The 22,389-nt window shown below is 61.1% G+C and carries 26 protein-coding genes; 11 read left to right on the forward strand and 15 right to left on the reverse strand.

Annotated elements, in window-relative coordinates; all coding sequences use genetic code 11:
• Positions 1-103: 103 nt before the first annotated feature.
• Together NXC24_RS01655 and NXC24_RS01660 are read right to left on the reverse strand one after the other, a co-directional pair.
• The gene (locus tag NXC24_RS01655) at positions 104-490 is read right to left on the reverse strand and encodes a GtrA family protein (RefSeq protein ID WP_104821709.1); all 387 of its coding nucleotides are present in this window, start codon (positions 488-490) and stop codon (positions 104-106) included.
• Positions 487-1,500, reverse strand: coding sequence for a glycosyltransferase (locus tag NXC24_RS01660; protein ID WP_104821710.1), 1,014 nt, complete (start codon positions 1,498-1,500; stop codon positions 487-489). The genes NXC24_RS01655 and NXC24_RS01660 overlap by 4 nt, the downstream gene beginning before the upstream one ends.
• A gap of 238 nt (positions 1,501-1,738) precedes the next feature.
• On the opposite strand from NXC24_RS01660, the gene NXC24_RS01665 reads away from it, so the two are divergent.
• Together NXC24_RS01665 and NXC24_RS01670 are read left to right on the forward strand one after the other, a co-directional pair.
• Entirely contained in the window at positions 1,739-3,574 is a 1,836-nt protein-coding gene (locus NXC24_RS01665) for a hypothetical protein (protein ID WP_104821711.1), read from the forward strand.
• A 102-nt stretch (positions 3,575-3,676) separates the two neighbouring features.
• The gene (locus tag NXC24_RS01670) at positions 3,677-4,231 is read left to right on the forward strand and encodes an RES domain-containing protein (RefSeq protein ID WP_104824955.1); all 555 of its coding nucleotides are present in this window, start codon (positions 3,677-3,679) and stop codon (positions 4,229-4,231) included.
• Positions 4,232-4,271: 40 nt separating this feature from the next.
• Here the strand turns inward: NXC24_RS01670 and NXC24_RS01675 are convergent, their stop codons facing one another.
• Positions 4,272-4,499, reverse strand: a complete 228-nt coding sequence (locus NXC24_RS01675) for a homogentisate export protein (RefSeq protein ID WP_104821712.1) — start codon at positions 4,497-4,499, stop codon at positions 4,272-4,274.
• Between the two features lie 137 nt (positions 4,500-4,636).
• Between NXC24_RS01675 and xseA the strand changes: the two genes are divergently transcribed.
• From xseA to NXC24_RS01690, 3 genes are all read left to right on the forward strand, one after another.
• The gene (gene xseA / locus NXC24_RS01680) at positions 4,637-6,253 is read left to right on the forward strand and encodes an exodeoxyribonuclease VII large subunit (RefSeq protein ID WP_104821713.1); all 1,617 of its coding nucleotides are present in this window, start codon (positions 4,637-4,639) and stop codon (positions 6,251-6,253) included.
• Positions 6,253-6,849, forward strand: a complete 597-nt coding sequence (locus tag NXC24_RS01685; protein WP_104821714.1) for an NAD(P)H-dependent oxidoreductase — start codon at positions 6,253-6,255, stop codon at positions 6,847-6,849. Before xseA ends, NXC24_RS01685 begins: the two co-directional genes overlap by 1 nt.
• Before the next feature lie 101 nt (positions 6,850-6,950).
• Positions 6,951-8,060 (forward strand): endonuclease/exonuclease/phosphatase family protein, encoded by a 1,110-nt coding sequence (locus NXC24_RS01690; RefSeq protein WP_104821715.1) that lies wholly within the window; start codon positions 6,951-6,953, stop codon positions 8,058-8,060.
• Positions 8,061-8,098: 38 nt separating this feature from the next.
• Here NXC24_RS01690 and NXC24_RS01695 read toward each other — a convergent pair whose 3' ends face one another.
• The 8 genes from NXC24_RS01695 to NXC24_RS01730 all read right to left on the reverse strand — a co-directional run bounded on the left by NXC24_RS01695 (position 8,099) and on the right by NXC24_RS01730 (position 14,758).
• Positions 8,099-9,352: an aminopeptidase gene (locus NXC24_RS01695; protein ID WP_104821716.1), complete on the reverse strand. Its 1,254-nt coding sequence runs from the start codon at positions 9,350-9,352 to the stop codon at positions 8,099-8,101.
• A 90-nt stretch (positions 9,353-9,442) separates the two neighbouring features.
• Positions 9,443-9,916, reverse strand: coding sequence for a Cys-tRNA(Pro) deacylase (ybaK, locus tag NXC24_RS01700; RefSeq protein ID WP_104824956.1), 474 nt, complete (start codon positions 9,914-9,916; stop codon positions 9,443-9,445).
• A gap of 31 nt (positions 9,917-9,947) precedes the next feature.
• Positions 9,948-10,175 carry a ribbon-helix-helix protein, CopG family gene (locus NXC24_RS01705; RefSeq protein WP_104821717.1) on the reverse strand — a complete coding sequence of 76 codons (228 nt, stop codon included), beginning with the start codon at positions 10,173-10,175 and terminating at the stop codon, positions 9,948-9,950.
• Between the two features lies 1 nt (position 10,176).
• Entirely contained in the window at positions 10,177-10,602 is a 426-nt protein-coding gene (locus tag NXC24_RS01710) for a putative toxin-antitoxin system toxin component, PIN family (protein ID WP_104821718.1), read from the reverse strand.
• Positions 10,603-10,652: 50 nt separating this feature from the next.
• A complete protein-coding gene (locus tag NXC24_RS01715; protein ID WP_104821719.1) occupies positions 10,653-11,003 on the reverse strand; it encodes an ArsC family reductase in 351 nt (116 codons plus the stop codon).
• Between the two features lie 99 nt (positions 11,004-11,102).
• Positions 11,103-12,164, reverse strand: coding sequence for a succinylglutamate desuccinylase/aspartoacylase family protein (locus NXC24_RS01720; RefSeq protein ID WP_104821720.1), 1,062 nt, complete (start codon positions 12,162-12,164; stop codon positions 11,103-11,105).
• Positions 12,165-12,317: 153 nt separating this feature from the next.
• On the reverse strand, positions 12,318-13,499 hold the full coding sequence (locus NXC24_RS01725) for an MFS transporter (protein ID WP_104824957.1): 1,182 nt from the start codon (positions 13,497-13,499) through the stop codon (positions 12,318-12,320).
• Between the two features lie 284 nt (positions 13,500-13,783).
• A complete protein-coding gene (locus NXC24_RS01730) occupies positions 13,784-14,758 on the reverse strand; it encodes a quinone oxidoreductase (RefSeq protein ID WP_104821721.1) in 975 nt (324 codons plus the stop codon).
• A gap of 92 nt (positions 14,759-14,850) precedes the next feature.
• On the opposite strand from NXC24_RS01730, the gene NXC24_RS01735 reads away from it, so the two are divergent.
• The gene (locus NXC24_RS01735) at positions 14,851-15,729 is read left to right on the forward strand and encodes a LysR family transcriptional regulator (RefSeq protein ID WP_104821722.1); all 879 of its coding nucleotides are present in this window, start codon (positions 14,851-14,853) and stop codon (positions 15,727-15,729) included.
• Between the two features lie 91 nt (positions 15,730-15,820).
• On the forward strand, positions 15,821-17,455 hold the full coding sequence (locus NXC24_RS01740; RefSeq protein WP_104821723.1) for a SulP family inorganic anion transporter: 1,635 nt from the start codon (positions 15,821-15,823) through the stop codon (positions 17,453-17,455).
• A 14-nt stretch (positions 17,456-17,469) separates the two neighbouring features.
• On the opposite strand, the gene NXC24_RS01745 is transcribed toward NXC24_RS01740, so the two are convergent.
• The gene (locus NXC24_RS01745) at positions 17,470-18,090 is read right to left on the reverse strand and encodes a 2'-5' RNA ligase family protein (protein ID WP_104821724.1); all 621 of its coding nucleotides are present in this window, start codon (positions 18,088-18,090) and stop codon (positions 17,470-17,472) included.
• Between the two features lie 246 nt (positions 18,091-18,336).
• On the opposite strand from NXC24_RS01745, the gene NXC24_RS36140 reads away from it, so the two are divergent.
• Both NXC24_RS36140 and NXC24_RS01750 read left to right on the forward strand, forming a co-directional pair.
• Complete coding sequence (locus NXC24_RS36140; RefSeq protein ID WP_260303290.1) at positions 18,337-18,465, forward strand: hypothetical protein; 129 nt, start codon at positions 18,337-18,339, stop codon at positions 18,463-18,465.
• A 172-nt stretch (positions 18,466-18,637) separates the two neighbouring features.
• Complete coding sequence (locus tag NXC24_RS01750; protein WP_104824958.1) at positions 18,638-19,201, forward strand: methylated-DNA--[protein]-cysteine S-methyltransferase; 564 nt, start codon at positions 18,638-18,640, stop codon at positions 19,199-19,201.
• Between the two features lie 32 nt (positions 19,202-19,233).
• Here the strand turns inward: NXC24_RS01750 and NXC24_RS01755 are convergent, their stop codons facing one another.
• Positions 19,234-19,767, reverse strand: coding sequence for a hypothetical protein (locus tag NXC24_RS01755; protein WP_104821725.1), 534 nt, complete (start codon positions 19,765-19,767; stop codon positions 19,234-19,236).
• Positions 19,768-19,894: 127 nt separating this feature from the next.
• Here NXC24_RS01755 and NXC24_RS01760 point away from each other — a divergent pair, with 127 nt between their 5' ends.
• Positions 19,895-20,845, forward strand: coding sequence for a LysR family transcriptional regulator (locus NXC24_RS01760; RefSeq protein WP_104821726.1), 951 nt, complete (start codon positions 19,895-19,897; stop codon positions 20,843-20,845).
• A gap of 24 nt (positions 20,846-20,869) precedes the next feature.
• On the opposite strand, the gene NXC24_RS01765 is transcribed toward NXC24_RS01760, so the two are convergent.
• Together NXC24_RS01765 and NXC24_RS01770 are read right to left on the reverse strand one after the other, a co-directional pair.
• A complete protein-coding gene (locus NXC24_RS01765; RefSeq protein ID WP_104821727.1) occupies positions 20,870-21,283 on the reverse strand; it encodes a GFA family protein in 414 nt (137 codons plus the stop codon).
• 140 nt (positions 21,284-21,423) lie between these two features.
• Positions 21,424-21,795, reverse strand: a complete 372-nt coding sequence (locus NXC24_RS01770; protein WP_104821728.1) for a YciI family protein — start codon at positions 21,793-21,795, stop codon at positions 21,424-21,426.
• Positions 21,796-22,035: 240 nt separating this feature from the next.
• Here NXC24_RS01770 and NXC24_RS01775 point away from each other — a divergent pair, with 240 nt between their 5' ends.
• Entirely contained in the window at positions 22,036-22,383 is a 348-nt protein-coding gene (locus tag NXC24_RS01775) for a YciI family protein (protein WP_104824959.1), read from the forward strand.
• The last annotated feature ends 6 nt before the right edge of the window (positions 22,384-22,389 follow it).

A 22,389-nucleotide genomic window follows, 5' to 3' on the forward strand; every position in this document is an offset into this window, starting at 1 on the left:
TGGTGGAGCATGATCCCAAAAAGTGCGCAGCGGTTTTTGGATAAGATCATGCAAAATCAAAGAGCTAGAGCATGATGACGATTCGAAGGAAAGTCATCGTCCTCTAGGGATTTTGACGGTGGCGGAAGACGAAGCGTGAATAGCCGAAGAAGCTGAACGCAGTCGCCGCCGCCGAGGCCAGGATCAGCGCGATAATCGGCTTAAGGGTGGGCGCGGAAACGAGCAGCGAGCTGAACAGGGCATAGTTCAGCAATGCCGAGGTCAGGCCGACCGAACCATAGCGGAAGCCTTCGGCCGCGAGCGAGCGGTTGGAACGGCCAAAGGTGAAATTGCGGTTGAGAAACCAGGTGGCGAGCAGCGCGCTCGGGATCGAGATTGCTCGGCCGACGAAGGGGCCGAACGGCGTGAACCAGAGCAGCAGATGCAGCACGCCCGCATCGACCACGAAGCCGATGCCGCCGGCGATCAGGAAGCGAAGGAGCTTCTTCATGCAGCCTTGGCCTTTTTCCTCCGGCTCGCCGGCTTTTCGTGTTCGGCCATATAGAGCGTTTGCTCATCGCCAATCTGCCGCGATGGCGGTTTGGCCAAGCTCATATAGTGGATGCGAAGCTGTTCGGCGCGGGCGCGAGCGACGGAATCGAGGATCAGTCCGGCTGTGAACAGCATGAAGGAAATCATCATCAACGCCATCGACAGTACCCAGGTGGGCATGCGGGCGACCATGCCGGTTTCGAAATATTCGACAAAGACCGGGATCATGAAGCCGATACTCGCTTCCATGAACATGGCGCCCAAAATGCCGAAGAAGGCGAAGGGCCGCGTTTCCTTCATCAGCATCGCGAACATCCAGAGGATCTTCCAGCCGTCGCGGAAGGTCGAAAGCTTGGAATGCGAACCCTCCGGCCGACGACCGTAATCGAGTTCCAATTCGCTGACGGGCAGCTTCAGCCGGGAAGCATGCACCGACATTTCCGTCTCGATCTCGAAACCGCCGGAGACAGCCGGGAAGCTCTTGACGAAGCGCCGGGAGAAAGCGCGGTAGCCGGAGAAGATATCCGTGAAATCGGCGCCGAAGATCGTGCGGTAAAGCCAGTTGAAGATCCGGTTGCCGAAGGCATGGCCCTGTCGGCCGGCATCGTCATGTACGCCGCGGCGTGTGCCCACCACCATGTCCGAGCCTTCGGTCAGAAGTGTGCGGATCAATTCCTCGGCATCATCAGGCGCATAGGTGCCGTCGCCATCGGCCATGAGGTAGATGTCTGCGTCGATATCAGCAAACATGCGGCGCACCACATGGCCTTTGCCCTGACGCCGCTCGCGTACGACGGTCGCGCCCGCAAGCATGGCATGCAGCGCTGTGCCATCGGTGGAGTTGTTGTCGTAGACGTAAATGCCGGCATTCGGCAGCGCCTCGCGAAAGCCGCGTACGACCTGGCCGATGGTTGCGGCCTCGTTGTAGCAGGGCAGGAGAACGGCGATATTCAGGTTCTCATTCCACATGGTCTCTGGCCAATTCCTACGCATGACTTTCACTTGAGGCCCCGACGGATAATTCGAATGAGAACTTATCCCGCTGCGCGTTAATAAGACCCTATGGCTGAGGATGAAAAATGGCAGGTTGTGATCTCTGCGGGAACATTATCGTGATATCGGCTGCGGCGTGGGCCTGCTTTACCCTTTCTTGATCGGCAGCCGTTAGCATGGCGCCCTTGCATGTCCTTCAAACACGAGGTTCGAAATGGTGCAGGCGGTGGGATTATCGCGTGGATCGGCACTGGCGGTAACGCAGAAGACGTCTTCGCGCTGGTCGCAGCCATGGCTCGTCTCGCTGATCTACAGCGCCGTCATCATCGCCGCGCTGTTGATCCTCAATCGTCACGCCACGGACTATGTCGGCCCCGACAATGACGACATCATGCGCCTGGTCGAAGTACGCGATTTTCTCGGTGGCCAAGGCTGGTTCGACATGGTGCAATACCGCCTTGGCCTCGATGGCGGCACGCTCATGCATTGGTCGCGCTTCATCGACCTGCCGATCGCTGGCCTGATTGCCTTCTTTCGACTGTTCCTTGCGCCGGAAAACGCGGAGGCGGCAGCGCTTACGGTTTGGCCGCTGCTGCTCGTGCTGCCGCTGATGTTCTCCATGGGCCTAGCCGGACGCCGCATCGCCAGCACGGAAGGCATGCATTTCTCGCTCGGTCTGACGGCGCTCTTCATCCTGGTGTCGAGCCGTTTCAAGCCGGGCTCCATCGACCATGACAATGTGCAGCTCGGGCTTGTCGCGCTCACGGCCGCCATGCTGGCCGACGAAACCTGTAGGCCGCGTAATTTCGTCATCGCGGCCATCGCCCTTGCCATCGCCCTCGGCATCGGTGCGGAGACCACGCCGTTCGTCGCGGTCGCCTGCATGGCTGTTGCCGGGCTCTGGGCGTGGGATGGCGAGATTTTCGCGCCCGCCGCCCGCGCCTTCGCCTTGACGCTGACGATCGCCGTCAGCGCCGCTTTCTTCGCGCTGGTGCCGCCGCATCTCTATTCCAACGTCACATGCGACAATCTCTCGCTCGGCTTCTATAGCATCATCAGCATCGGCGGCGCCGGCCTGTTATTGTCCGCGCTGTTTGCCAGCCGCCTGTCGCGTCCCTGGCGTCTGGCGGTGTTGGCGGCCAATGGCGCCGTTGTCTTCGCGACGACATTGGCGATCGCGCCCCAATGCCTGCGCAATCCGCTCGCCGATCTCGATCCGATGCTGGTGCAACTTTGGTTGAACAGCGTCACCGAGGCGCAGTCGATCCTGACCCTGTCCCATCATCAGCCGGATTCGCTCGGCGCGTTCTATGCCACCGGCCTCATGGCGATCGTGGTCTGCATCTTCCGCATGATGCGCGGCGAGCGTGCCCGCTTGCATGCCGTCCTTTTGGCGATGGTGGCCGTCAATTGGATCATCGCGCTGGTGCAGGTGCGCGGAGCCGAGTTTTCCAATCTGCTCGCCATTCCGCCGCTCGCGCTGCTGCTTGCCGAGCTTCGTCGCATCTCCGTCGCTGACACGGAAGATATGGGCGCGGCCTTCTTTTATGTTGCCGCCACGCTGCTTTCGGTACCCGCCGTCTGGGCCGTCGGCGGCGCGCTTGCCAACAACGGGATCGCAAACAGTTTCTCCGCTCCAGTCGCCAATGCGGAAGAGAAGGGAGAATGCGCCTCAAAGGACGCGCTGGCGCCGATCGCTAGTCTCGATCCCGGCGTCGTTGCCGCGCCGTCCAACATGGGCTCGCCCATGCTGCGCTTCACGCCGCATCGCGTGCTGTCGGCTCCTTATCATCGCAACCAGGGTGGTATGCTGACCGAGCTGCACATCGGCCTTGCGGAGCCGAAAGAGGCAGAAGCCTTCCTGCGCGGCGCCCATGTAACATTGCTTGCCTTCTGCCCCAGCGACCCGCAAGTGGAAGAAGTTTCCAAGCTGAAGCCGGAAGGGCTCTACGCCCAACTCGGCCAGGGGCATGTGCCCGCCTATCTCGAACCGATCCCAGTGGCGGCGAAGTCGGACGTGCAGTTCTTCCGGTTCAAGCCGCAGGATTGAGGGTGCCCGTATCGCAGGTGGGCTGACTATTGCAGCCGATGCGACTCTGTCACAAATCGCCGATAGCCTGCGTTATCTAGTATGTCGGACCAACGGATCTTCATGGAAGAACAATCGCGCGCTGAACCGTCGAACATCCTGCGCAAGGTGAGTGGGCGCTTCTTTCGTTCTGTCCCTGTCGAACGCCTCGACCATGTCCTCGATCCTCCGGACGAGAGGAGCGCGGGCCGCTATCATCGGCTCGGTCAGCCTGCCCTTTATATGAGTGGGTCCCCCGAGTGGGCGGTCATGGCGATTTCAGGTTATATGCGCGAAGACGGGCGGAGGCGTGTTGTTGTGCCGTTGTTGGTCGGCGACGCATTTGTGCTCGATCAGCATGATCAGCAGGCGTGTGAACGGCTCGGCATTGATCGGAATGCCTCCAATTTCCCCTGGCGCCCCGCACTGGCTGCCGGCGAGGAGCCGCCGTCCTGGCGCACCGCCGATGCTGCCAGAGCGGCGGGTGCCGATGGCATCATCGATCGATCAAGAATGATCCCCGGTGGCTGGCATCTCAATCTGTTTCGCTGGAATGCGCTCGGCGGTCCATCTGTCGAGGTGAGCGGTGATCCGGTTGATATTACTTTGTCGGAAGATGGCCCGAAGTGGGGTCTGTAACCAAAGCTTTGTAAATCCCTTTTGCGCACATGCGCCCGGATCAGGCCTGGCGACGCTCCAGCACGTCGAGCGTGATGAGATAACCAATGAAGCCGAGGTTGTAACCGCCGAGCGCAACGAACAATGTCGTCAGAGGCGGCGGAACCACGGAGGCGGCGACGGCTGCCATGAAGGCGATGCTGACCAAGGCCGCGCCCAGGATCGAACCGATCGCCGAACGCTGCAGGCCGGCCGCAATTCCGATGATCATGGCGGTTACGAATATCATCGCTCCACCTCCTCTTTACCAAAAACAAGTTTGCACAGAATTGCACGAGGATGGCTAAGAAAGGCTTTGTTGATAGGGTTAACGCATGATGAAGGAATAGGCTCCGCATTTGCGGCGACTTTCGATAAAAGGACCGTATGAGCAGCTTCTTTGAGAATGATTCGCCGACGAATCTTGCGGAATATTCCGTCTCGGAATTGTCCGGATCGATCAAGCGCACCGTTGAGAGCGCCTTCGATCAGGTGCGTGTGCGCGGCGAAATTTCCGGCTATCGCGGACCGCATTCCTCCGGCCACGCCTATTTTGCCCTGAAGGATGACCGGGCCCGCATCGACGCGGTGATCTGGAAAGGCGCATTTTCCAAGCTGAAATTCCGCCCCGAGGAAGGAATGGAAGTCATCGCCACCGGCAAGGTGACGACCTTCCCGGGCTCCTCGAAATACCAGATCGTCATCGAAACGCTGGAGCCGGCAGGCGCTGGTGCGCTGATGGCTCTGCTGGAGGAGCGCAAGCGCAAGCTCGGCGCCGAGGGCCTGTTCGATGCGGATCGAAAGCGCCGTCTTCCTTTCATGCCCAAGGTCATCGGTGTCGTCACCTCGCCGACCGGCGCGGTCATCCGCGACATCCTGCACCGCATCTCCGATCGTTTCCCCGTGCATGTTCTGGTGTGGCCGGTGAAGGTGCAAGGTGACGGGTCCGGCGATGAGGTGGCGAATGCGATCCGCGGCTTCAATGAATTTGTACCAGGGGGCGCCGTTCCCCGCCCGGACGTGCTGATCGTCGCCCGTGGCGGCGGCAGCCTGGAGGATCTCTGGAGCTTCAACGACGAGGCGGTCGTCCGCGCTGCCGCGGCGAGCGAGATTCCATTGATCTCCGCCGTCGGTCACGAGACCGACTGGACGCTGATCGACTATGCCGCCGACGTACGGGCGCCGACGCCGACTGGAGCCGCGGAAATGGCCGTGCCGGTCAAGGCTGAACTTGAGGCACAGCTCGCAAGCCTTTCCGCCCGCCTGCAGGGCGGTATGGGCAGGCAGATGGATCAGCGTCGGCAGGCGGTGCGTGCCCTGCTTCGGGCGCTGCCCTCGCTCGACCAGCTTCTGGCCCTGCCGCGCCGCCGCTTCGATGAGACCGCCGCCGGGCTGGGCCGTGGGCTGGAGATGAACACGCTCAACAAGCGCCGCGCCTTCGAGCGCATCGCCGCGCATCTGCGGCCCGATGTGCTGTCGAATCGTATCGCCGAGCGGAGGCAGATGCTGAGCGAGCGGATCAATCGCGCTGAGCGCACCGTCGAGCGGATGATCGATCGCGCCCGCGCCCGCATCGGCCGCGCCGATGCGGTTTTCGCCACGCTGCCGTCGCGGCTGGCGGCGCAGACCGGCCGCGCCCGCGATCTGTTAGGCAATCTTTCCCGCCATGCCGACACCGCGATACGCCATCAGCTCGTGCGGGCGCGTGGCGAGTTGGTGGCCCAGGAGCGGATTTTGCAATCGCTTTCCTACAAGAACGTGCTGAAGCGTGGCTACGCCGTCGTGCGCGACGCGACCGACCGGCCCGTTTCTTTGGCAGCAGCGCTTGCCACGGGCGCCGCGATCTCGATCGAATTTGCCGATGGCCGCATCGGTGCCGTCACCGGCGACAACCCTGCCACTGCATCGCCGGGGGTGCCGCCGGAAGGCACGCCGCCGCCGAAGAAGCGGGCCGCGAAACCGGCTGATGCCGCCGATCCGCCGAAGCAGGGAAGCCTGTTCTAATGCGCATCCTCCTCGTGCTCGCCCATCCTCTTGGGGATAGTTTTGCGGCTGCAGTAGCGAAAACTGCGGAGGAGACTCTCGTCGCCGGCGGGCATCAGGTGGATCTGCTCGATCTCTACCGTGAGGATTTCGACCCGCGCCTCTCCGAAGTCGAGCGGCGCGGTTATTTCGATGAGCCTTATGACGCTTCCGTCGTCGAGAATATCGTCGCCCGGCTGCAGGCGGCCGAGGGGCTGATGCTGGTCTTTCCACAGTGGTGGTTCAATTTTCCGGCCATCCTCAAGGGCTTCTTCGATCGGGTCTTCGCTCCCGGCGTCGCTTTCCGCCACGATGCTGCCGGCGGCCGCATTGTGCCGCAATTGAGCAATATCCGCCTGTTCTGGGCGTTGACGACGACTGGTTCGCCCTGGTGGATCGTGCATCTCTACATGGGCAATCCGGTGCGCCGCCTTTTGAAACGTGGCATCGCCGCCTTCTGCTCAAAGCGGCTCGATTTCCGTATGTTGACCCTGCACGATATGGATCGGATCGGCGAAGCCGGGCGTCTTGCCCATCTTGCACGCGTCAGGAATGCCCTGGCTGCCCTTTCGCTTTGAACCAACTAATCCTCCCGGTATCCAACCAATCAATTCGGCTGATATGCGGTTTTGGCGACGTATGTTATTCTAACACCATGTTTTTTTAGGAGGGCCATACGATGAGGTTGGCCTCTTATAACGTCGAAAACCTGTTCGACCGCGCCAAGGCGATGAATCTCGATAGCTGGGATGAAGGCCGCCCGATCTTGGAGAAGTTCGCCGCACTCGAAGGCCTGCTCGGCCAAGTGAGCTATAACGACGCCGACCGGAAAAGGATGACGGAACTGATCGTCCAGCTTGGCCTGGAGAAAAGCGATACCGGTCCCTTCGTTCTCCTTCGGCGCAATCGCGGTGCGCTGTTGACGCGGCCGAAGACGGGCGGTGTCGTCGTCATCGCCGATGGCCGCGCCGATTGGGTCGGCTCGCTGGAGCTGCGCGAAGAGCCGGTGGATGAAGAGGCGATGCGCAACACGGCGCGCGTCATCGGCGATGTCAATGCCGATGTGCTGGGTATTGTCGAAGTCGAAGGCCGGCCGGCACTCTCTTCCTTCAATTCATTGATCGTGCCGGCTGTCGGCGGCGATCCTTTCGCGCATGTCATGGTGATCGACGGCAATGATGAGCGCGGTATCGATGTCGGTCTCATGACGCGGAAAGATTTCCCGATCGATTTCATGCGCAGCCATGTCGATGATCGCATGCCGGATGGTTCGCTGCTCTTCTCGCGGGATTGCGCCGAATATCGTGTTACGACGCCCGCCGGCGCGACGCTCGTCGTTTTGGTCAACCATTTCAAAAGCAAGGGCTATGGCGGCGTGCAGGTTTCCGATGCCCGCCGCAGGACGCAAGCGAAGCGGGCGCGGGAAATCTACGAGGCGCTGTTGACGGAAGGTGTCGATTACGTCGCCTTGATCGGCGACCTCAACGACTATCCCGATAGCCAGCCGCTGAAGCCGCTGACCACCAGCACCCTGAAGGATGCCTTTACCCATCCCGACTTCGATGATGGCGGCTATCCCGGTACCTATGGCCTCTGCAACACCACCAACAAGATCGACTATCTTTTCCTGTCGCCGACGCTTTTCGACAAGGTTCAAGGCGGTGGCGTTTTCCGCAGGGGCTTATGGCCGGGATCGAGGCCGAAGCGCTGGGACGTCTATCCGGAGCTGACGGCGGAAAAACAGGGCGCCTCGGACCATGCGGCCGTATGGGTGGATCTCGATATCTGAAAATACCTTCGCTCCATCGAAACGAAGGTATTGATGACTTACGCCCACTCGCCTCTGCGCATGACCGGCACGCGCGAGCCGTCGAACTTGATGCCGTCGATGTCGACCTTGTCGGAGCCGATCATCCAGTCGATGTGAATGAGGCTGGAATTGCCGCCCTGGGCCTTGATCTGCTCCTGGCTCAACGTCGCGCCATCGATGAAGCACTTGGAGTAGCATTGGCCGAGCGCGATGTGGCAGGACGCATTTTCGTCGAACAGCGTGTTGTAGAACAGGATGCCGCTGGCCGAGATCGGCGAGGAATGCGGCACCAATGCCACTTCGCCGAGGCGCCGCGCGCCTTCGTCGGTATCCAGCACCTTGTTCAGCACCTCTTCGCCGCGCGACGCCTTCGCCTCGACAATGCGGCCGCCTTCGAAGCGAACCCGGATATTGTCGATCAGCGTGCCCTGATGCGAGAGCGGCTTGGTCGAGGAGACATGACCTTCAACACGCAGCGCATGCGGCGTGGTGAACACCTCTTCGGTCGGGATGTTCGGGTTGCAGGTGACGCCGTTTTTGGCGACCGAGGCGCCGCCATGCCATTCGTGGCCATCGGCAAGGCCGATCTTCACGTCCGTGCCCGGACCCTGGAAGTGCAGGGAGGCGAAGCGCTGGCCGTTCATCCAGGCCGAACGCTTGTGCAGATTGGCATTGTGCTCAGCCCAGGCCCCGATCGGATCCGGCACGTCGACGCGCGAGGCGGCGAAGATCGCCTTGGCGAGCTTGGCGACGGCGATGCCTTCCGGATCGTCCGGGAAGACCAACTTCGCCCAGGAGGGATTGGGGTAGGAGACGATGTTCCAGTTGATGTCGAAATTGGAGATCTTTTCCAGTGCGGGCTTGTAGGCGGCGGAGTTGGCGCGATTGGCACGCGCGACCCTGGCCGGGTCCTGGCCGGAGAGCAGCATCGGATTATCGCCGGAAATGGCAAGCCGCGCGGCGTTGTTGGCATAGGCCTTGGCCATGCCTTCATAGAGCCAACTCGAGGCGCGGTCGAAGCTCTCCTCATGGCCGTATTCATAGCGGGCAAGCGTGGTTTCTTCGTCGGAATAGAACGTGGTGACGAGACCGGCGCCGGCCTTATAGGCCTCGCGGGTGATCAGCCGCACCAGCGGCATCGCGACGACCGGCGCGGTAATAACCAGGTCCTGGTTCTTCTGCAGTTGCAGCCCGACCTTCACGGCCACTTCGGCAAGCTTTTCCAGCTTGGCGGGATCGACGGGATGATGGTTGGGGGAGGCGAACGTCATGGCAAACCTGCGTGTGAGGATCGGAAGAACGGTCCCAGACTTAGACTTGTTTGCGACGGAAATGAAGGCCGTTTTGTTCTTTTGGCACGATCAGGCAATCAACGGCGCGGCCTTCGCCTTCAAAATCCTCAGCGCATCCTGGGGGTTAAGGCGCACTTGCAGGCCGCGCTGGCCGCCGTTGATATAGACATAGGCCTCGGCCATCGCCTGTGCCTCGATCGCCGTCGGCACCGTCTTCTTCTGGCCGAAAGGGCTGATGCCGCCGACATGATAACCCGTCAGCCGCTCGGCATCGGCGGGCTTCATCATAGCCGCCGATTTGCCGCCAAACGCGCCGGCGAGCTTTTTCATGCTGACCTCATGATCGGAGGGGACAACCACGCAGACCGGCTTGCCATCCACCTCCGCCATCAATGTCTTCAACACCCGATGCGGCTCCTCGCCCAACGCTTCCGCCGCCTGCATGCCGACACGCTCGGCATTCGGATCGTAGTCATAGGTATGGACGGTGAAGGCAACCTTGGCCTGAGTCAGCACCTGCGTGGCGCGGGTGGTTTTGGACATGCGGATACCGGTGTCTTTGGCGATGCGGATCTCATCCGCGCTTAGAATGAATGCGGTCGAGCTTTTCAAGAATTTCCAATCCGCGCGCGCTATCACCGTTTGCTGCTCTCAGGCGGAAGCGTGTTTCGGCGTCGAACTCAGTCAGCGCTTTCGTTGAAAGTTCTTCGAAAAGCTTGTTGAGGCTCGTGCCGCGGGCGGCGGCAAGAGCTTTCAGTCGCTCATGTTGATCGTTTGGAAGGCGGATTGTCAGTGTACTCATGTCAAAGCCTCCTTTGAGTAAGGAATTCACCTGCTGTGCGGATTTCCAACCGTGGAAATAGTAATTCAGCTCGTGCGAAGTCTCTCTTATTTGCCGTTATCAGAGCTGAAGCACCACCGCCGACTGCTAGTTCGATCAGATGATTGTCTGCTTCATCACGTAAATTCGGGCGCCACAAATAGTATATGGGGGTCCACAAACAACTTGAAAGGAAAGCATCCAACAAGGCTATCCGATCGTCTTTCGATATCAGCCGATCATCAAAGAGGGCATCTCTTCCGCATACATCTTCATATTCAGCAAAGAGGGCGTTACCGACTAGTGGAATTAGGTGTCCTTCAAGGCAAAGACGAATGACATGCCGCGGAGCTCCATCCGCATTCATGATGGCTGAGACGAAAATATTTGTGTCGACGACCACTTTCATCAGTTTTTGATAGCATATATGCTATCATTTTGGAAGCCAATTGGCTTTAGTCAGTTTCCGAAAATGCCTGCATAAATCTCCGGCTTGAACCCGATCAACAATTTTTCATCGGCCTCCAGCACCGGGCGCTTTATCATCGAAGGTTGGGCCAGCATCAGCGCGATGGCCCTGTCCTTGGTGAGATCGGCGCGATTTTCTTCGGGGAGTGCCTTGAAGGTGGTGCCGGCGCGGTTGAGGACGGTTTCCCAGCCGGCTTGCGCGGTCCAGCGTTCGAGATGGTCGCGGTCGATGCCGACGGCCTTGTAATCGTGGAAATCATAGGCGATGCCATGGCCTTCCAGCCAGGTCCGTGCCTTCTTCATCGTGTCGCAATTCTTGATGCCGTAAATGGTAATCGTCATGTCGAATCCGTCTCTTGCTGTGCGCTCTCGCATAGCACGCAAGCGGAGATGAGCGAAAGTCTGGGGACGGCTCGACGGTCATACGTCCGCTGAGGTGCCTCAGTCTTCCAGCGCTCCCGGCTTGCGGGCGGCCGTGCTCGGCCTGTCACAGCCGATTTTCATCAAGTCGCCGCGGCGGCGCACGAGGCGATCGGAGACGCGGGTGACGATGAGGCCGGCTTGCGGAGCATGGATATCGATCGTCCCATTCGGCATGCCGGGAGCGGTAATGATCGTCGCCAGCAGATCGCCTTCATCGACATGTTCGCCGATATTGCGATGGAAGAGCACGGTACCGGCCTGCGGCGCCCGGATTATCTCGACATTGTCGAGCGGCACGGCGGGCCCGGTAAAGCTCGGCAGGCTCACGCCTTCATCCCGCACTGCGCCGCGGGCAGCGAGGAAACCCCAGAGCCCTTCGGCGTCCCTCTTCGCCATCTCTGGATAGACATCGCGCGTGCCGCGCAATTCGGCGGTCACAGACAGTTTTCCCGGTAGCCGCGCCTTCTTCTCGCCGGGCACTTCGTATTTCCAGGCGAAGCTGACAGCCTCCTCGAAGGCGGAGCTTTCACCATCCGACAGCAGCACGGCGTCCATGTTCAGCGCCGCCGCCAGATCGGCTGCCTCCGGCCAGAAGGCGTCGTCGATATAGGCATATTGCAGGGATTCGTCATCGCAATGCAGGTCGATCACCAGATCGGCCGCAAGCGCCATATGGATGAGCTGCCGCTTCAGCCGGTCAGCGGCCGGGTAGCGCCCCAGGTTTTCGAGCAGCAGATGGCGGTCGCGCGCCGAGATCAGCGGAAAGTCGCGATTGAAATTGGTGCGCGTGCCCAAATCGAACCGGCCCTGCATTTCGCCGAAATGCGATTGCGCCGCGCCGATCGGATTGGCATGCGGCACGACGATGATATCGCTCAGAACCGCGCCTTCCGTCTCCGCCTGCCGCAGCCGCTCGCAGAGGAAATGGGCCAGCGCCGTGCCCGGCAGTTCCCCGGCATGCAGCGCCGCCTGGATATAGACCTTCGGCGCATCCGGCTCGCTGCCTGAAAAATGCAACACGGGCAACCGCCACGCGATCCCCGGCGTATCGCCGTCGATAGTGATGTGCGTAATGTCCATGTGTTTCTCTCCTGCTTATGATGGCCCGATACCAAGTCGTGGCCTCCGTCCGCAACAATTATGGGAAGGCGGCGCGCGGATGGATCAGAACTTGTTTCACCGCCTGCCGAAAGACAAGGTTCCGCTTCCGGAGCCTTTGTCATCGCTTCTGTTCTATAGGCCGCCGCTCCTGCGCAGGCTCATGATCAGGGCGAGGCTGAGCAGGACGGCGCCGGCACCGAGGAGGAAGGGTGCCGTATAGCCGAACTGATTGGCAAGCAGGCCGGCGATCGGGCCGGTGCTTCCGAGCGCCACATCCAGGAAAACCGAATAGAGGCCAAGCGCCACGCCGCGATTTTGTGCTGGAACGTGCGCCATCGCCTCGTTGCCGAGCGCCGGAAAGATCGGTGCAAAGCCGGCTCCGGCAAGAGCTGCGCCGATGATTGCGACCGTGGGCGAGGGAGCAAAGGCCAGCGCCATCAGCCCCAGGATCTCCACCACCAGCGAGACGCGTGCCAGCGGCAAGCCGCCGAAGCGCGCGACGGCTTGCGCCAATCCGAGGCGGACGCCGATGAAGGCCAGGCCGAAAGCGCTCAACGCCAGCGAAGCCCCATCCCAATCGCGGCTATGGAAAAAGAGAGCGACAAAGGCCATCACCACGCCGAAGCCACTGGAGGCAAGCGCCAGCGCCACGCCGAAAGGCGCAACACGGCTGAGGACCTGGCCGGTGCCGATGCCCTTCTCCTTGACGCCGGGTACGGCCGGCCGCGTTTGCGCCAGCATCAGGCCGGCAATTGCCAGGCCGATCGTCACGGCGCCCGTGGCGAAGAAACCATATTGCCCCTCCAGCCAGGCGCCGAAGGGTGCTGCAAGCGCGATGCCGCCATAGGTGGCGATGCCGTTCCAGGAGATGATGCGCACAGTTTCGCGCGCGCCCATCAGCCCGATCGCCCAGGTAATCGCCGCCGTGCTGACCAGGCTTTCACCGACACCCAGCGCCAAGCGGCCGACAAGCAGCAGCGCCAGGCTCAGAACCGGAGCACCCGTCACCAGCGCCGATGCGAGCGTCAGGGCGCCGGAAAATCCATAGGCGATGAAACCGAGGAAAACCGAACGGCGCGGCCCATACTGGTCGCAAAGCCGGCCGACCTGTGCGCGGCTGATGATGGTCGCCACATATTGCGCGCTGATGGTGATGCCGGCCCAGACGACGCCGAAACCGAGACCGCTGTCGACATAGGTCGGCAGCACGGCGAGCGGCAGGCCGATGGCGATATAGCCGAAGAAGGTCAGCGCTACGATGGAAAGGAGGGATAGTGTCGAGGTGGACTGGATGGTCTGGGAGGCAGTGTTCACGAGATATCGCCTGCGGGCACCGCGCGCGGTGTCCTTGCTGTTTGCCATGCGGATCGGGGTTCGTACCGGACAGGAGTGGCGGCAACGGCCCATCGACCGTGCGACGTCACGGATCAATTTCGTATCAGGCGGGAAACGGTGGGGTCAATGAAATTGCTGCTTTGCAGCAAAAATTCATGGCGTCTTCAAGCAATTGTGTTCAGCGCCGTGGCGGAAGGGAACCGCACTAGGCCCGGCCGCGGGAAGGGAGACAAGGTGACGATAGCGCCACCTTGCCCTTGGGTTCACATCGTCAACACCACGCTTGCCGTCGTCCGCCCCGCCTCAAGGTCGGCATGCGCTCTGGCCGCATCTTTCAGTGCGTATTCCGCGCCAATCGGATTGATCAGGCCGGCCTGCAATTCCATCATCAGCGCCTCGGCGCCCCGTCGATAGAGATCGGGATCGTTGGCGTAGGTCAATACGCTCGGGCGAGCGAGACCGATGGCGCGGGGGGCGGTCAGTTCCTCGATCTGGATCGGAGGAATGGGGCCGCCGGCCTGGCCGATGCTGGCGACCATGCCGAAGGGCCGGACGGTGGCGAGCGTCTGCGACAGCATCGCGCCGCCGATGCCGTCGATGGCGAGATGCACGCCCCGGCGGTTGGCGATGCGGCGCGTTTCCTCCACCCAATCCTCGGAATTATGCAGGAGAACGGCGTCGGCGCCGGCTTCATAGGCAAATCCCGCCTTGGCTTCGGAACCGACAGTGCCGATGACGTTGGCGCCGAGCCGCTTGGCCCAGCGCGTCACGATCTGCCCGACACCGCCGGCTGCAGCATGCACCAGCACCCATTCGCCCGATTGCAGCGGATGAACCTTGTGGAGCAGCATATGGGCGGTGAGCCCGCGCAACATCGTGCTGCCTGCGAGCCTTTCGCTGACATCGTCCGGCAGCCTCACCAGCCGGGAGGCAGGCAGGGTGCGCACTTCCGCATAACTTCCCAGCGGATGGCCGACATAGGCGACGCGATCGCCGACCGACAGACCTTCGACGCCGGAGCCGATTGCCTCCACGATGCCGGCGCCCTCGAAGCCGAGAACGGTCTGGCCGGGCGGCAGAGGGTACAGTCCAGAACGGACATAGATATCGACGAAATTGACGCCGGAAATGCTTTGGCGGATGCGGGCCTGGCCGGGACCCGGCTCGGTGATGGCAAGATCAACGAGCGTCATGGTTTCGGGACTGCCGGGACCGGTGATGGCGATGGCTAAGGGCATTGAACGGTCTCCTTTCAGACGGGCTTTTGATCACAAAGGTGCGTCTGAATAAATTCGGTATGAGTTCACGGTATCTGTGCAATAATGCACAGATGATCGATTGGCAGGACCTTCTTCATTTCGCTTATCTGGCGCGGACCGGCTCGCTCTCGGCGGCTGCGCGTGAGCTCGGCGTCGACCATGCCACGGTCGGCCGGCGCATCGCCGCACTAGAACGTACGCTCGACCTGCGCCTGATCGACCGTAGGCCGCGCACCTCGCCGCTGACGGCCGATGGCCGGGCGATCGCCGAGCTGGTGGCCGGCATGGAGGACAATGTCGAGGCCATCAGACGCTATTCAAAGAGCGCGGTTGCGGGGCTTTCCGCCGCAGTCAAGATCAGCGCGCCGCCATCGATCGCCGCCCACCTCATCGCCCCGAAAGCGGTCGCCTTTCGTGCCGAACATCCCGATATCACGCTGACGATCGCCGGTGTTACCCGTCGCGCCGCTCTCGATCATGGAGAGGCTGATGTCGCCGTGCGCATGTCGCGGCCCGAAGAAAGCGATCTTCTGGTGCGGCGCATCGGCGTCATGCGCTTCGGGCTCTATGCTGTCCCTGAGATTGCCGCAACACCGGAGGAGAGCTGGGTCTTCATCGGCTATGATGCGGCGCTCGATCATCTGACGCAGCAGACCTGGCTGCGCAGCCTGCTTGCAGGCCGCCCGATCGTTTTCCGCGCCGGCGACGTCTTCGGTCAATTGCAAGCCGCGCTCGCTGGTCTCGGTGTCGTCGCGCTCCCCGCCTTTCTCGGCGACGGTGAAGCTGCGCTTACGCGTCTGCCGACGGAGATCCCGTCACCCACGCGCGATCTCTGGCTCGTCACCTATCCTGATCTGCGCCGCTCTCCGGCCATCCGCGCAGTGATGGATTTTGTCAGCGAAACGATCGGCAGAACGTGTCCATTGAGAGAGGCTGACGGGGCCACGTAAGCCAACGGTTCGTCATGCTTACTTTCCTGTTGCAGCCTGCCAGCGAAACTCTACACCTAGACAGATTGGCGATTCCTGTGGTCGGTGATTGATGACGAAGCTCGGCGGCTGGCCCGCGATAAACAAAGCCGATGTGATCGCGGGCATATCGGTTGCCGGCCTGATGCTGCCCGAAGCAGTCGCCTATGCCGGTATCGCCGGTCTGCCGCCGCATAGAGCGATCCTCGCCGGTATTGCCGGCTGTCTGGTCTACGCGATTTTCGGACGCAGCCGTTTCGCCATCGTCTCACCGACCTCTTCATCTGCCGCCATTCTTGCGGCGACGCTAGCGGTTGTTCCGGGAGACGCCACCGTCAAGGCGAGCCTCGCGACCATCGCCGTCGCGCTGGCCGGCATCCTCTTCGTCATCGCCGCCGCCTTGCGCCTGGGCGGCATTACCGGCTTCATCTCGCGCCCGGTGTTGCGCGGCTTTGCCCTGGGACTGGCGATTACCATCATCCTGCATCAGCTCCCGATTCTCGTCGGCGTCCCCGTGCAGGGCTCGAATATCTTCAGCTATGCCGGCGCGCTGTTGGCGGCAATTCCTAGGTGGAACATCGCAAGCGTTGCCGTCGGCATCGTGGCATTGGTCGCACTGCTATTGCTCAAGCGGCTGCCGGGCGTCCCCGGCGCCTTCCTCGTGCTCGCTGCCGGCATCCTCGCCTCTTCTGCCTTTGGCCTCGACGGCCATGGTGTCGCGTTGGTCGGGACGATCGAGGTCCTGCCGCAATGGCCTTCGCTTCCCGATGCCGGCTGGCCCGCTTATTCGCGGCTGGTGCAATTTACCGTGCCGCTGGTGCTCATTCTCTTTGCCGAATCCTGGGGTACGATGCGGGCCTTGGCGCTGCGCTACGGCGATGCTCTGGAGGTCAATCGCGAGTTGGGGGCGTTGGGCTTTGCCAATATCGCCAGCGCCGTCGTCCAGGGCATGCCTGTCGGCGCCGGTTTTTCCGCAGGTTTCGCCAGTGAGGCGGCAGGGGCCAAGACGCGGGCCACCGCCGTCTTTGCCGCCATCGGCCTTGCCATTCTGATCGCCTGCGCCGGGCCGCTGGTGGCGCGGCTGCCGGAGCCGGTGCTTGCCGCCGTGGTGATTGCGGCCCTCACGCATGCGCTCGACCCCGGCCCGATCCTTCGACTGCGGCGGCTTCATCGTGATTTCTATGTCGCGCTCGGTGCCGCGGCTGGCGTACTGATCTTCGGCGTCCTCAACGGCATGCTGCTGGCGATCGTACTTTCGCTCGTCGCAATGATGCATCGATTGGCATCCCCCTATGTCGCCCGCCTCGGACGGCTGGGAGGCAGCCATAATTTCGTCGACGTCAGCCGCCACCCGGAGGCGATAGAAACGCCCGGCATTGCGATCTGGCGTCCCGGCGAGCCGCTGTTTTTCGGAAATGCCGATATGATCCTTGGCGAGATTCTGATGCGCAGCCGCGCCGAAACGGGACTGAAGGCCGTGGTGCTGAGTCTGGAGGAAAGCTTCGATCTCGACAGCTCCGCGCTCGACGCTTTGATGGAATTCGACAATGCCATGCGCATTGCCGGCATCCGCGTGCAATTCGCGCGTGCTCATGATAAAGCCCGCGACCTCATGGCCGCTGCCGGAATGACCGATCTCGAAAATCGCTGCAGCTTCAGCGTTGACGACGCGGCCGCGGTGGTTGCACCGGCGGTGGGGAACGGCTGACCTCTGTAGCCGGCTTAGTTCAGCAGCCAGTAGCAAAGATGCTCGTGCCTGCCTTCCCCCTGGAGGCTATGGACCAGCACAAAATCCCGGACGGTCCACCCTACGGGTTCGTCAAGCACGACTTCCGGAATCAATTGACCCCGATATAGCAAGGTCATATGCGGCTCAAATTCCCTTCTATCGTTATTTGCAAAGCCGGTGAACCGCATTGCGTCATCCAGTTCTTGACGCAGCGCTTTCAGTTCCGCATTTCCTTCCTTGCACCATAGGACAAGGGGGCGATTGTCGCCATTACCGAAGCTGACGGCTCGATCGAAAACCACTTGGAATGATGGCTTCCTGACGGTCGACGCCGCTTGCATTGCCGCAAATGCGATCTCATGCGGTGGCTCATGCATGCCGGCGTAGGAGCCCAACTGGTAAAGCGTAATATGAAACAGATCCGAGGGGCGCGGCTTTGCGAAGAAACGGTATTGCCGATGCAGATCGCTTGCTAATTTGGCACTTGACGAAGCAACCTCCCGATCAGGCAGTACAGCAAAATAAAGACCAGCCGAATGCATCGGATCGGCTTCAGATTTCCTGACTCGTGATCCTCCGCCAAGATTGAGCGAAAGCTGTGCGTTGTTCTTCATGAGATCGCTTCAAAGCCAGCCGGCCTTGCCTCGTGCTGTTCTTGCTGAGCGCTGATATCCTACGGTCGCCTAGTCTTAAAATCAAGAACAAATAGAGAACAAATTGAAGTGGCCGCAATTGGCCGGGAAGATCGGATATTTCATCGCATCCCTCGATTTGGAAAAAGCACCGAATAAAACTGCCCTTCGATTGTTCACCGCAGGTCAGGGCATTTTGGCCCGCTCTCAACAAGGGAATGACCTCACATGTTGATCAAAACCATCTTCTCCGCCGTTCTTTTCGCCTTCATCGGTCTCGGCGTCTCCGCCTGCTCCACCACCGGCTCCGGCGGCGGCATGACGCAGAATTCGGCTCCGGCCGGCGGAGGGTATTGATAAGCTCCCAAGCTGGGTGGGAAGTGGTGTGGCGGATGTTGCCGTCGCAGCATCGGCATCGCTTCCTTCACTCCGCAAAATGTTGGCAACAATCGGCCTGCGCAAGAATCGGGTTGAATTCGGGTGCCAGAGGCACGATTTTCATGGCAAGTGGAAACACGGAGACTTTGCCATGAGCGAGACAAGGCAACATTATCTGATCTTCGAAACCGTCGGTGGTTTCTGTGGGATTGCGTGGAACGACATCGGTGTCACTCGCTTCCAATTGCCGACGAAAAGCGCTGAGGCGACCGAGCGCCTCATGCTTCGCCGTTTGCCAAATGCACGACCTAGCGCGCCGACGCCCGATGTCGCCGATGCGGTTGCCGCCGTAAAGCGTTATTTCGCTGGCGAAACAATCGATTTCTCCGGCGTGAAACTGGATCTCAGCGAGCAGGACGATTTCTTCAAGCAGATCTATGCCGCAGCGAGGCAGGTAGGGTGGGGGCACACCACCACCTATGGCGCGCTAGCCAAACAGCTCGGCGCCGGTCCGGAAGCGGCGCGCGACGTCGGCCAGGCCATGGCCAAGAACCCCGTGGCGCTGATCATTCCCTGCCACCGCGTCTTGGCCGCCGGCGGCAAGATAGGCGGCTTCTCCGCGCCCGGCGGTTCGACCGCCAAGGCTCGCATGCTGGAACTGGAAGGCGTCCAGCTCGCGCCGCCGAAGCCCGTGCAGCAATCCCTGGGTTTCTGAACGTTGGTCGTGTGCATAACGCGCCCGGAGGGTCACGCGTCCGTGGATGCGGCCGCATCTCCGGCGATGGCCCGAGCCGTTCCGGGCTGAGGACGCAGCAGCAGATAGAACGCGGCGACATGCGTGATCATCAATAGAGGCACATAGATGATCGGGATTGCGTAGGTGGCGCCCAACTGTCCGGCGAACCCGGGAAGGTCGAATTGGGTGCCATTATAGTAGTCGACGATGAGGTCGACTGTCCCCACAACATTGAAGGCAATGGTGAACAGCCAAAAGAGCGGACGTATCCTTACGGTGAGAAGCGCCAGCATGGCGAGCAGGCCGGTTGCAAAGTCACCATAAGCGGCTGATATCGCGAAGCCGGCGGGCAGATTGGGGCCGACGACGCCGGGAACAATGAAGACCAGCCCGAAGAAACGGAAACTGTGCAGCGTGGCGATGGCGCGTTGCGCTTCGACCTGATCCATGGATTTGAGCTTCGGCCAGACGTAGGCTCCGAAGCAGAGCAGCCAGGGGACGTAACCCAGAACGAGATGTAGCTGGAAGATGATTGCGGGCGACATGTAGCCTCCTATGGTGTGCTAGCTCATGCGGTCTCAAACACGGTGGTCGGAATGCCGAGCCGGGCCGTCCGGGTCAGATGTACGACCGCTATCGCCTGGCGACTATTCGCTATAATGTTGACGGGCCATGAAGCAGAATTTCACAGTCAGACGAGGCGCGCTCGATGGGGTGGAGGCGTTCCTGAGCGTTGCCGAGCACCGCAGTTTTCGCAGAGCGGCCGCGGAACTCGGGGTAACTCCATCGGCGATCAGCCAAGTGGTGCGCGCACTTGAGGCGCGCGTCGGCGCAGCGCTCTTCCTGCGCACCACGCGCAGCGTGGGCCTGACCGAAGCAGGAGAACGATTCCTGTCGCGCGCAAAGCCGGCCTTCGAAGAGCTCGTCGCTGCAAGCGAGGTCGCCGGTCAACTCGGAGAGCGGCCGGCCGGATTATTGCGCCTCGCCGTGCCGCGTTCGGTCGTGCCGATCGTGCTGGAGCCACTGATCGCGTCCTTCTGCGAGGCCTATCCCGCGATCGAGGTGGAGATCGCCGTAAGCGAGAAGCTGGTCGATCTCGCAGCCGAAGGATTTGATGCCGGTGTCAGGCTGGGCGAGTTCATCGACGCCGACATGGTCGCGGTACGGCTGACGCCGCCGTTCCCGTTTGTAGTCGTTGGCAGCCCCGATTACCTGTCTCGGCACAAGCGGCCGGAGCGTATCGACGATCTGCGTGACCACGCCTGCCTGCGCATGCGCCGCACAAACGGGTCGGTCGCGCCCTGGTCCTTTGTCGACGGCGGCAAGGCGGTCGAGGCAATCGTCTCAGGGCCGCTCATCGCGCATGACTACCCCACGGTCCTGGGAGCTGCCATCCAGGGTGCGGGAATTGCGCAAGTGCCAAGCCCGCTCGCCGAAGCGGCTCTTGCCGATGGCCGCTTGCAAGTGCTGCTCGCCTCCTTCGCCGTCACAACCCCCGGGGTTTTTCTGTACCACCCGGGCAGAAGCCAGGTTTTGCCCAAACTGCGCGCATTCATCGAGCATGTCAGATACCGCAGCAACGACGCTCCGCGCAGAGGCGACCCAGCTAGATCGCACCAATGATCACATCGATATGCCCGCTTGGACTCAGCTCGGCATGTTCTCGAATTGCGGAAGGTCGAGCGGCTTCACCCATTCAAGACGTCGCTTGGTGAACATCTCGAGCACCGGTTCGATGCCCGCGGAACTATCCAGGCAGCCGATCGTGGCGAAGATCATTCCGGGGAAGCTCTCCAGCTTGCTGCTGAAGACCCTGGCGCCGCAATTGGGGCAGAAGTTGCGATCCAGGCCCTTGCCGGATTGGGCGATGTAGTGAAACGCCTTCGGCTCGCCGCTGACCAGCGCAAAATCATCCTCGGGCACGCCGAAGAACGTCGCCGCCTCGCCGCCTGACGCCTTCTTGCAGTCGAGGCAGTGACAGACGGCAACAAAGGTAGGATCGGTATCAAACTCGAATTTGACGGCCCCGCATGCGCACTGACCGGTGTGCTTCTTCGCCATGTATCAGCCCTCCATATTTGACTGGCAAAGCATCCGCGCCGCTCGTCGGCTGTCAATCGCTGTATTTCAGGGATTATGCAGAAGCATCGGGCATGCGGATAAAACAGGCAAAGCCCCGCGCGTAACTTCTGCCCGTCGGATTATTGCTGCAAATCAGCCATCTCGTATAGTGGCCGGATTTCGATCTCGCTCGGTCCCGGCATGGGATTGGGGCAGCGCTTCACCCAGGCGATTGCCTCGTCCATGTCCTTGACGTCCCAGATCCAGAAGCCGGCGACCATCTCGCGACCACCGGCGAAAGGCCCATCAATGACCGCACGGCCGGGGCCTTCGAACGCAATGCGCTTGCCCTGCGAGGTGGGCTTGAGGCCGCCGGCGTCGAGCATGATGCCGGCATCTTTCAGCTCGTCATTGAATCTGCCCATCGCTTCCATCATCTCCGCCTCCCAGGCCGTGTGGAGGAACCCCTTCTCGCTGTCTTCCGTAGCCTTCACGATCACCATCACACGCATCGTCCGTCTCCCTGTTTGAGCTGGCCGCATCGGCCTGACATTGGAATGACGAACGGAGTTTTTGGAAACCGACACCGTCTCGCGATTTTTTAGCGACACGACCGTTCCCATGAGAGTAGCGTCGAAGATATCGATGGATGCCCCTAGTTTCTTCCAGTGCCCTGTCAAAATCTCGCCGGTTCAAACGTCTTTGTCGCAGCGGGCCATCAGGCTGCGCGTATCGAGAGAAAGGAACGCATCATGCAATATATGCTGTTGGTGTATTGGAACGAAGCCGAGCATAAGAATGCTAAGAAGGAACAGAAAGCCGAGACGTTTGCGGCCTATGCGGCCTATACGGAAACGTTGAAAAAGGCCGGAGCCTACGTTGCGGGTAGTGGATTGCAGGATTCCTCGATGGCAACCGTGGTGCGTGCGCCGGAGGGCAAGGCCACCGTTCTCAACGGCCCCTATATCGAAAGCAAGGAGCAGTTAGGCGGCTATTATATTATCGAGGCTGATGATCTCGATAGCGCCGTCGCCTGGGCGGCGCGCTGTCCCGGCGCCCGGCAGGACACGGTAGAGGTTCGCCCTCTCATGGTCTATTGAACTATC

The sequence above is a fragment of the Rhizobium sp. NXC24 genome, from assembly GCF_002944315.1.
GTDB lineage: Bacteria > Pseudomonadota > Alphaproteobacteria > Rhizobiales > Rhizobiaceae > Rhizobium.

Excerpts from the sequence above, each read along its gene's own strand:
- NXC24_RS01655 (WP_104821709.1), bottom strand. The coding sequence starts at position 490 with ATGAAGAAGCTCCTTCGCTTCCTGATCGCCGGCGGCATCGGCTTCGTG.
- NXC24_RS01660 (WP_104821710.1), bottom strand. The coding sequence starts at position 1,500 with ATGTGGAATGAGAACCTGAATATCGCCGTTCTCCTGCCCTGCTACAAC.
- NXC24_RS01665 (WP_104821711.1), top strand. The coding sequence starts at position 1,739 with ATGGTGCAGGCGGTGGGATTATCGCGTGGATCGGCACTGGCGGTAACG.
- NXC24_RS01670 (WP_104824955.1), top strand. The coding sequence starts at position 3,677 with ATGGAAGAACAATCGCGCGCTGAACCGTCGAACATCCTGCGCAAGGTG.
- NXC24_RS01675 (WP_104821712.1), bottom strand. The coding sequence starts at position 4,499 with ATGATATTCGTAACCGCCATGATCATCGGAATTGCGGCCGGCCTGCAG.
- xseA (WP_104821713.1), top strand. The coding sequence starts at position 4,637 with ATGAGCAGCTTCTTTGAGAATGATTCGCCGACGAATCTTGCGGAATAT.
- NXC24_RS01685 (WP_104821714.1), top strand. The coding sequence starts at position 6,253 with ATGCGCATCCTCCTCGTGCTCGCCCATCCTCTTGGGGATAGTTTTGCG.
- NXC24_RS01690 (WP_104821715.1), top strand. The coding sequence starts at position 6,951 with ATGAGGTTGGCCTCTTATAACGTCGAAAACCTGTTCGACCGCGCCAAG.
- NXC24_RS01695 (WP_104821716.1), bottom strand. The coding sequence starts at position 9,352 with ATGACGTTCGCCTCCCCCAACCATCATCCCGTCGATCCCGCCAAGCTG.
- ybaK (WP_104824956.1), bottom strand. The coding sequence starts at position 9,916 with ATGTCCAAAACCACCCGCGCCACGCAGGTGCTGACTCAGGCCAAGGTT.
- NXC24_RS01705 (WP_104821717.1), bottom strand. The coding sequence starts at position 10,175 with ATGAGTACACTGACAATCCGCCTTCCAAACGATCAACATGAGCGACTG.
- NXC24_RS01710 (WP_104821718.1), bottom strand. The coding sequence starts at position 10,602 with ATGAAAGTGGTCGTCGACACAAATATTTTCGTCTCAGCCATCATGAAT.
- NXC24_RS01715 (WP_104821719.1), bottom strand. The coding sequence starts at position 11,003 with ATGACGATTACCATTTACGGCATCAAGAATTGCGACACGATGAAGAAG.
- NXC24_RS01720 (WP_104821720.1), bottom strand. The coding sequence starts at position 12,164 with ATGGACATTACGCACATCACTATCGACGGCGATACGCCGGGGATCGCG.
- NXC24_RS01730 (WP_104821721.1), bottom strand. The coding sequence starts at position 14,758 with ATGCCCTTAGCCATCGCCATCACCGGTCCCGGCAGTCCCGAAACCATG.
- NXC24_RS01735 (WP_104821722.1), top strand. The coding sequence starts at position 14,851 with ATGATCGATTGGCAGGACCTTCTTCATTTCGCTTATCTGGCGCGGACC.
- NXC24_RS01740 (WP_104821723.1), top strand. The coding sequence starts at position 15,821 with ATGACGAAGCTCGGCGGCTGGCCCGCGATAAACAAAGCCGATGTGATC.
- NXC24_RS01745 (WP_104821724.1), bottom strand. The coding sequence starts at position 18,090 with ATGAAGAACAACGCACAGCTTTCGCTCAATCTTGGCGGAGGATCACGA.
- NXC24_RS36140 (WP_260303290.1), top strand. The coding sequence starts at position 18,337 with ATGTTGATCAAAACCATCTTCTCCGCCGTTCTTTTCGCCTTCATCGGT.
- NXC24_RS01750 (WP_104824958.1), top strand. The coding sequence starts at position 18,638 with ATGAGCGAGACAAGGCAACATTATCTGATCTTCGAAACCGTCGGTGGT.
- NXC24_RS01755 (WP_104821725.1), bottom strand. The coding sequence starts at position 19,767 with ATGTCGCCCGCAATCATCTTCCAGCTACATCTCGTTCTGGGTTACGTC.
- NXC24_RS01760 (WP_104821726.1), top strand. The coding sequence starts at position 19,895 with ATGAAGCAGAATTTCACAGTCAGACGAGGCGCGCTCGATGGGGTGGAG.
- NXC24_RS01765 (WP_104821727.1), bottom strand. The coding sequence starts at position 21,283 with ATGGCGAAGAAGCACACCGGTCAGTGCGCATGCGGGGCCGTCAAATTC.
- NXC24_RS01770 (WP_104821728.1), bottom strand. The coding sequence starts at position 21,795 with ATGCGTGTGATGGTGATCGTGAAGGCTACGGAAGACAGCGAGAAGGGG.
- NXC24_RS01775 (WP_104824959.1), top strand. The coding sequence starts at position 22,036 with ATGCAATATATGCTGTTGGTGTATTGGAACGAAGCCGAGCATAAGAAT.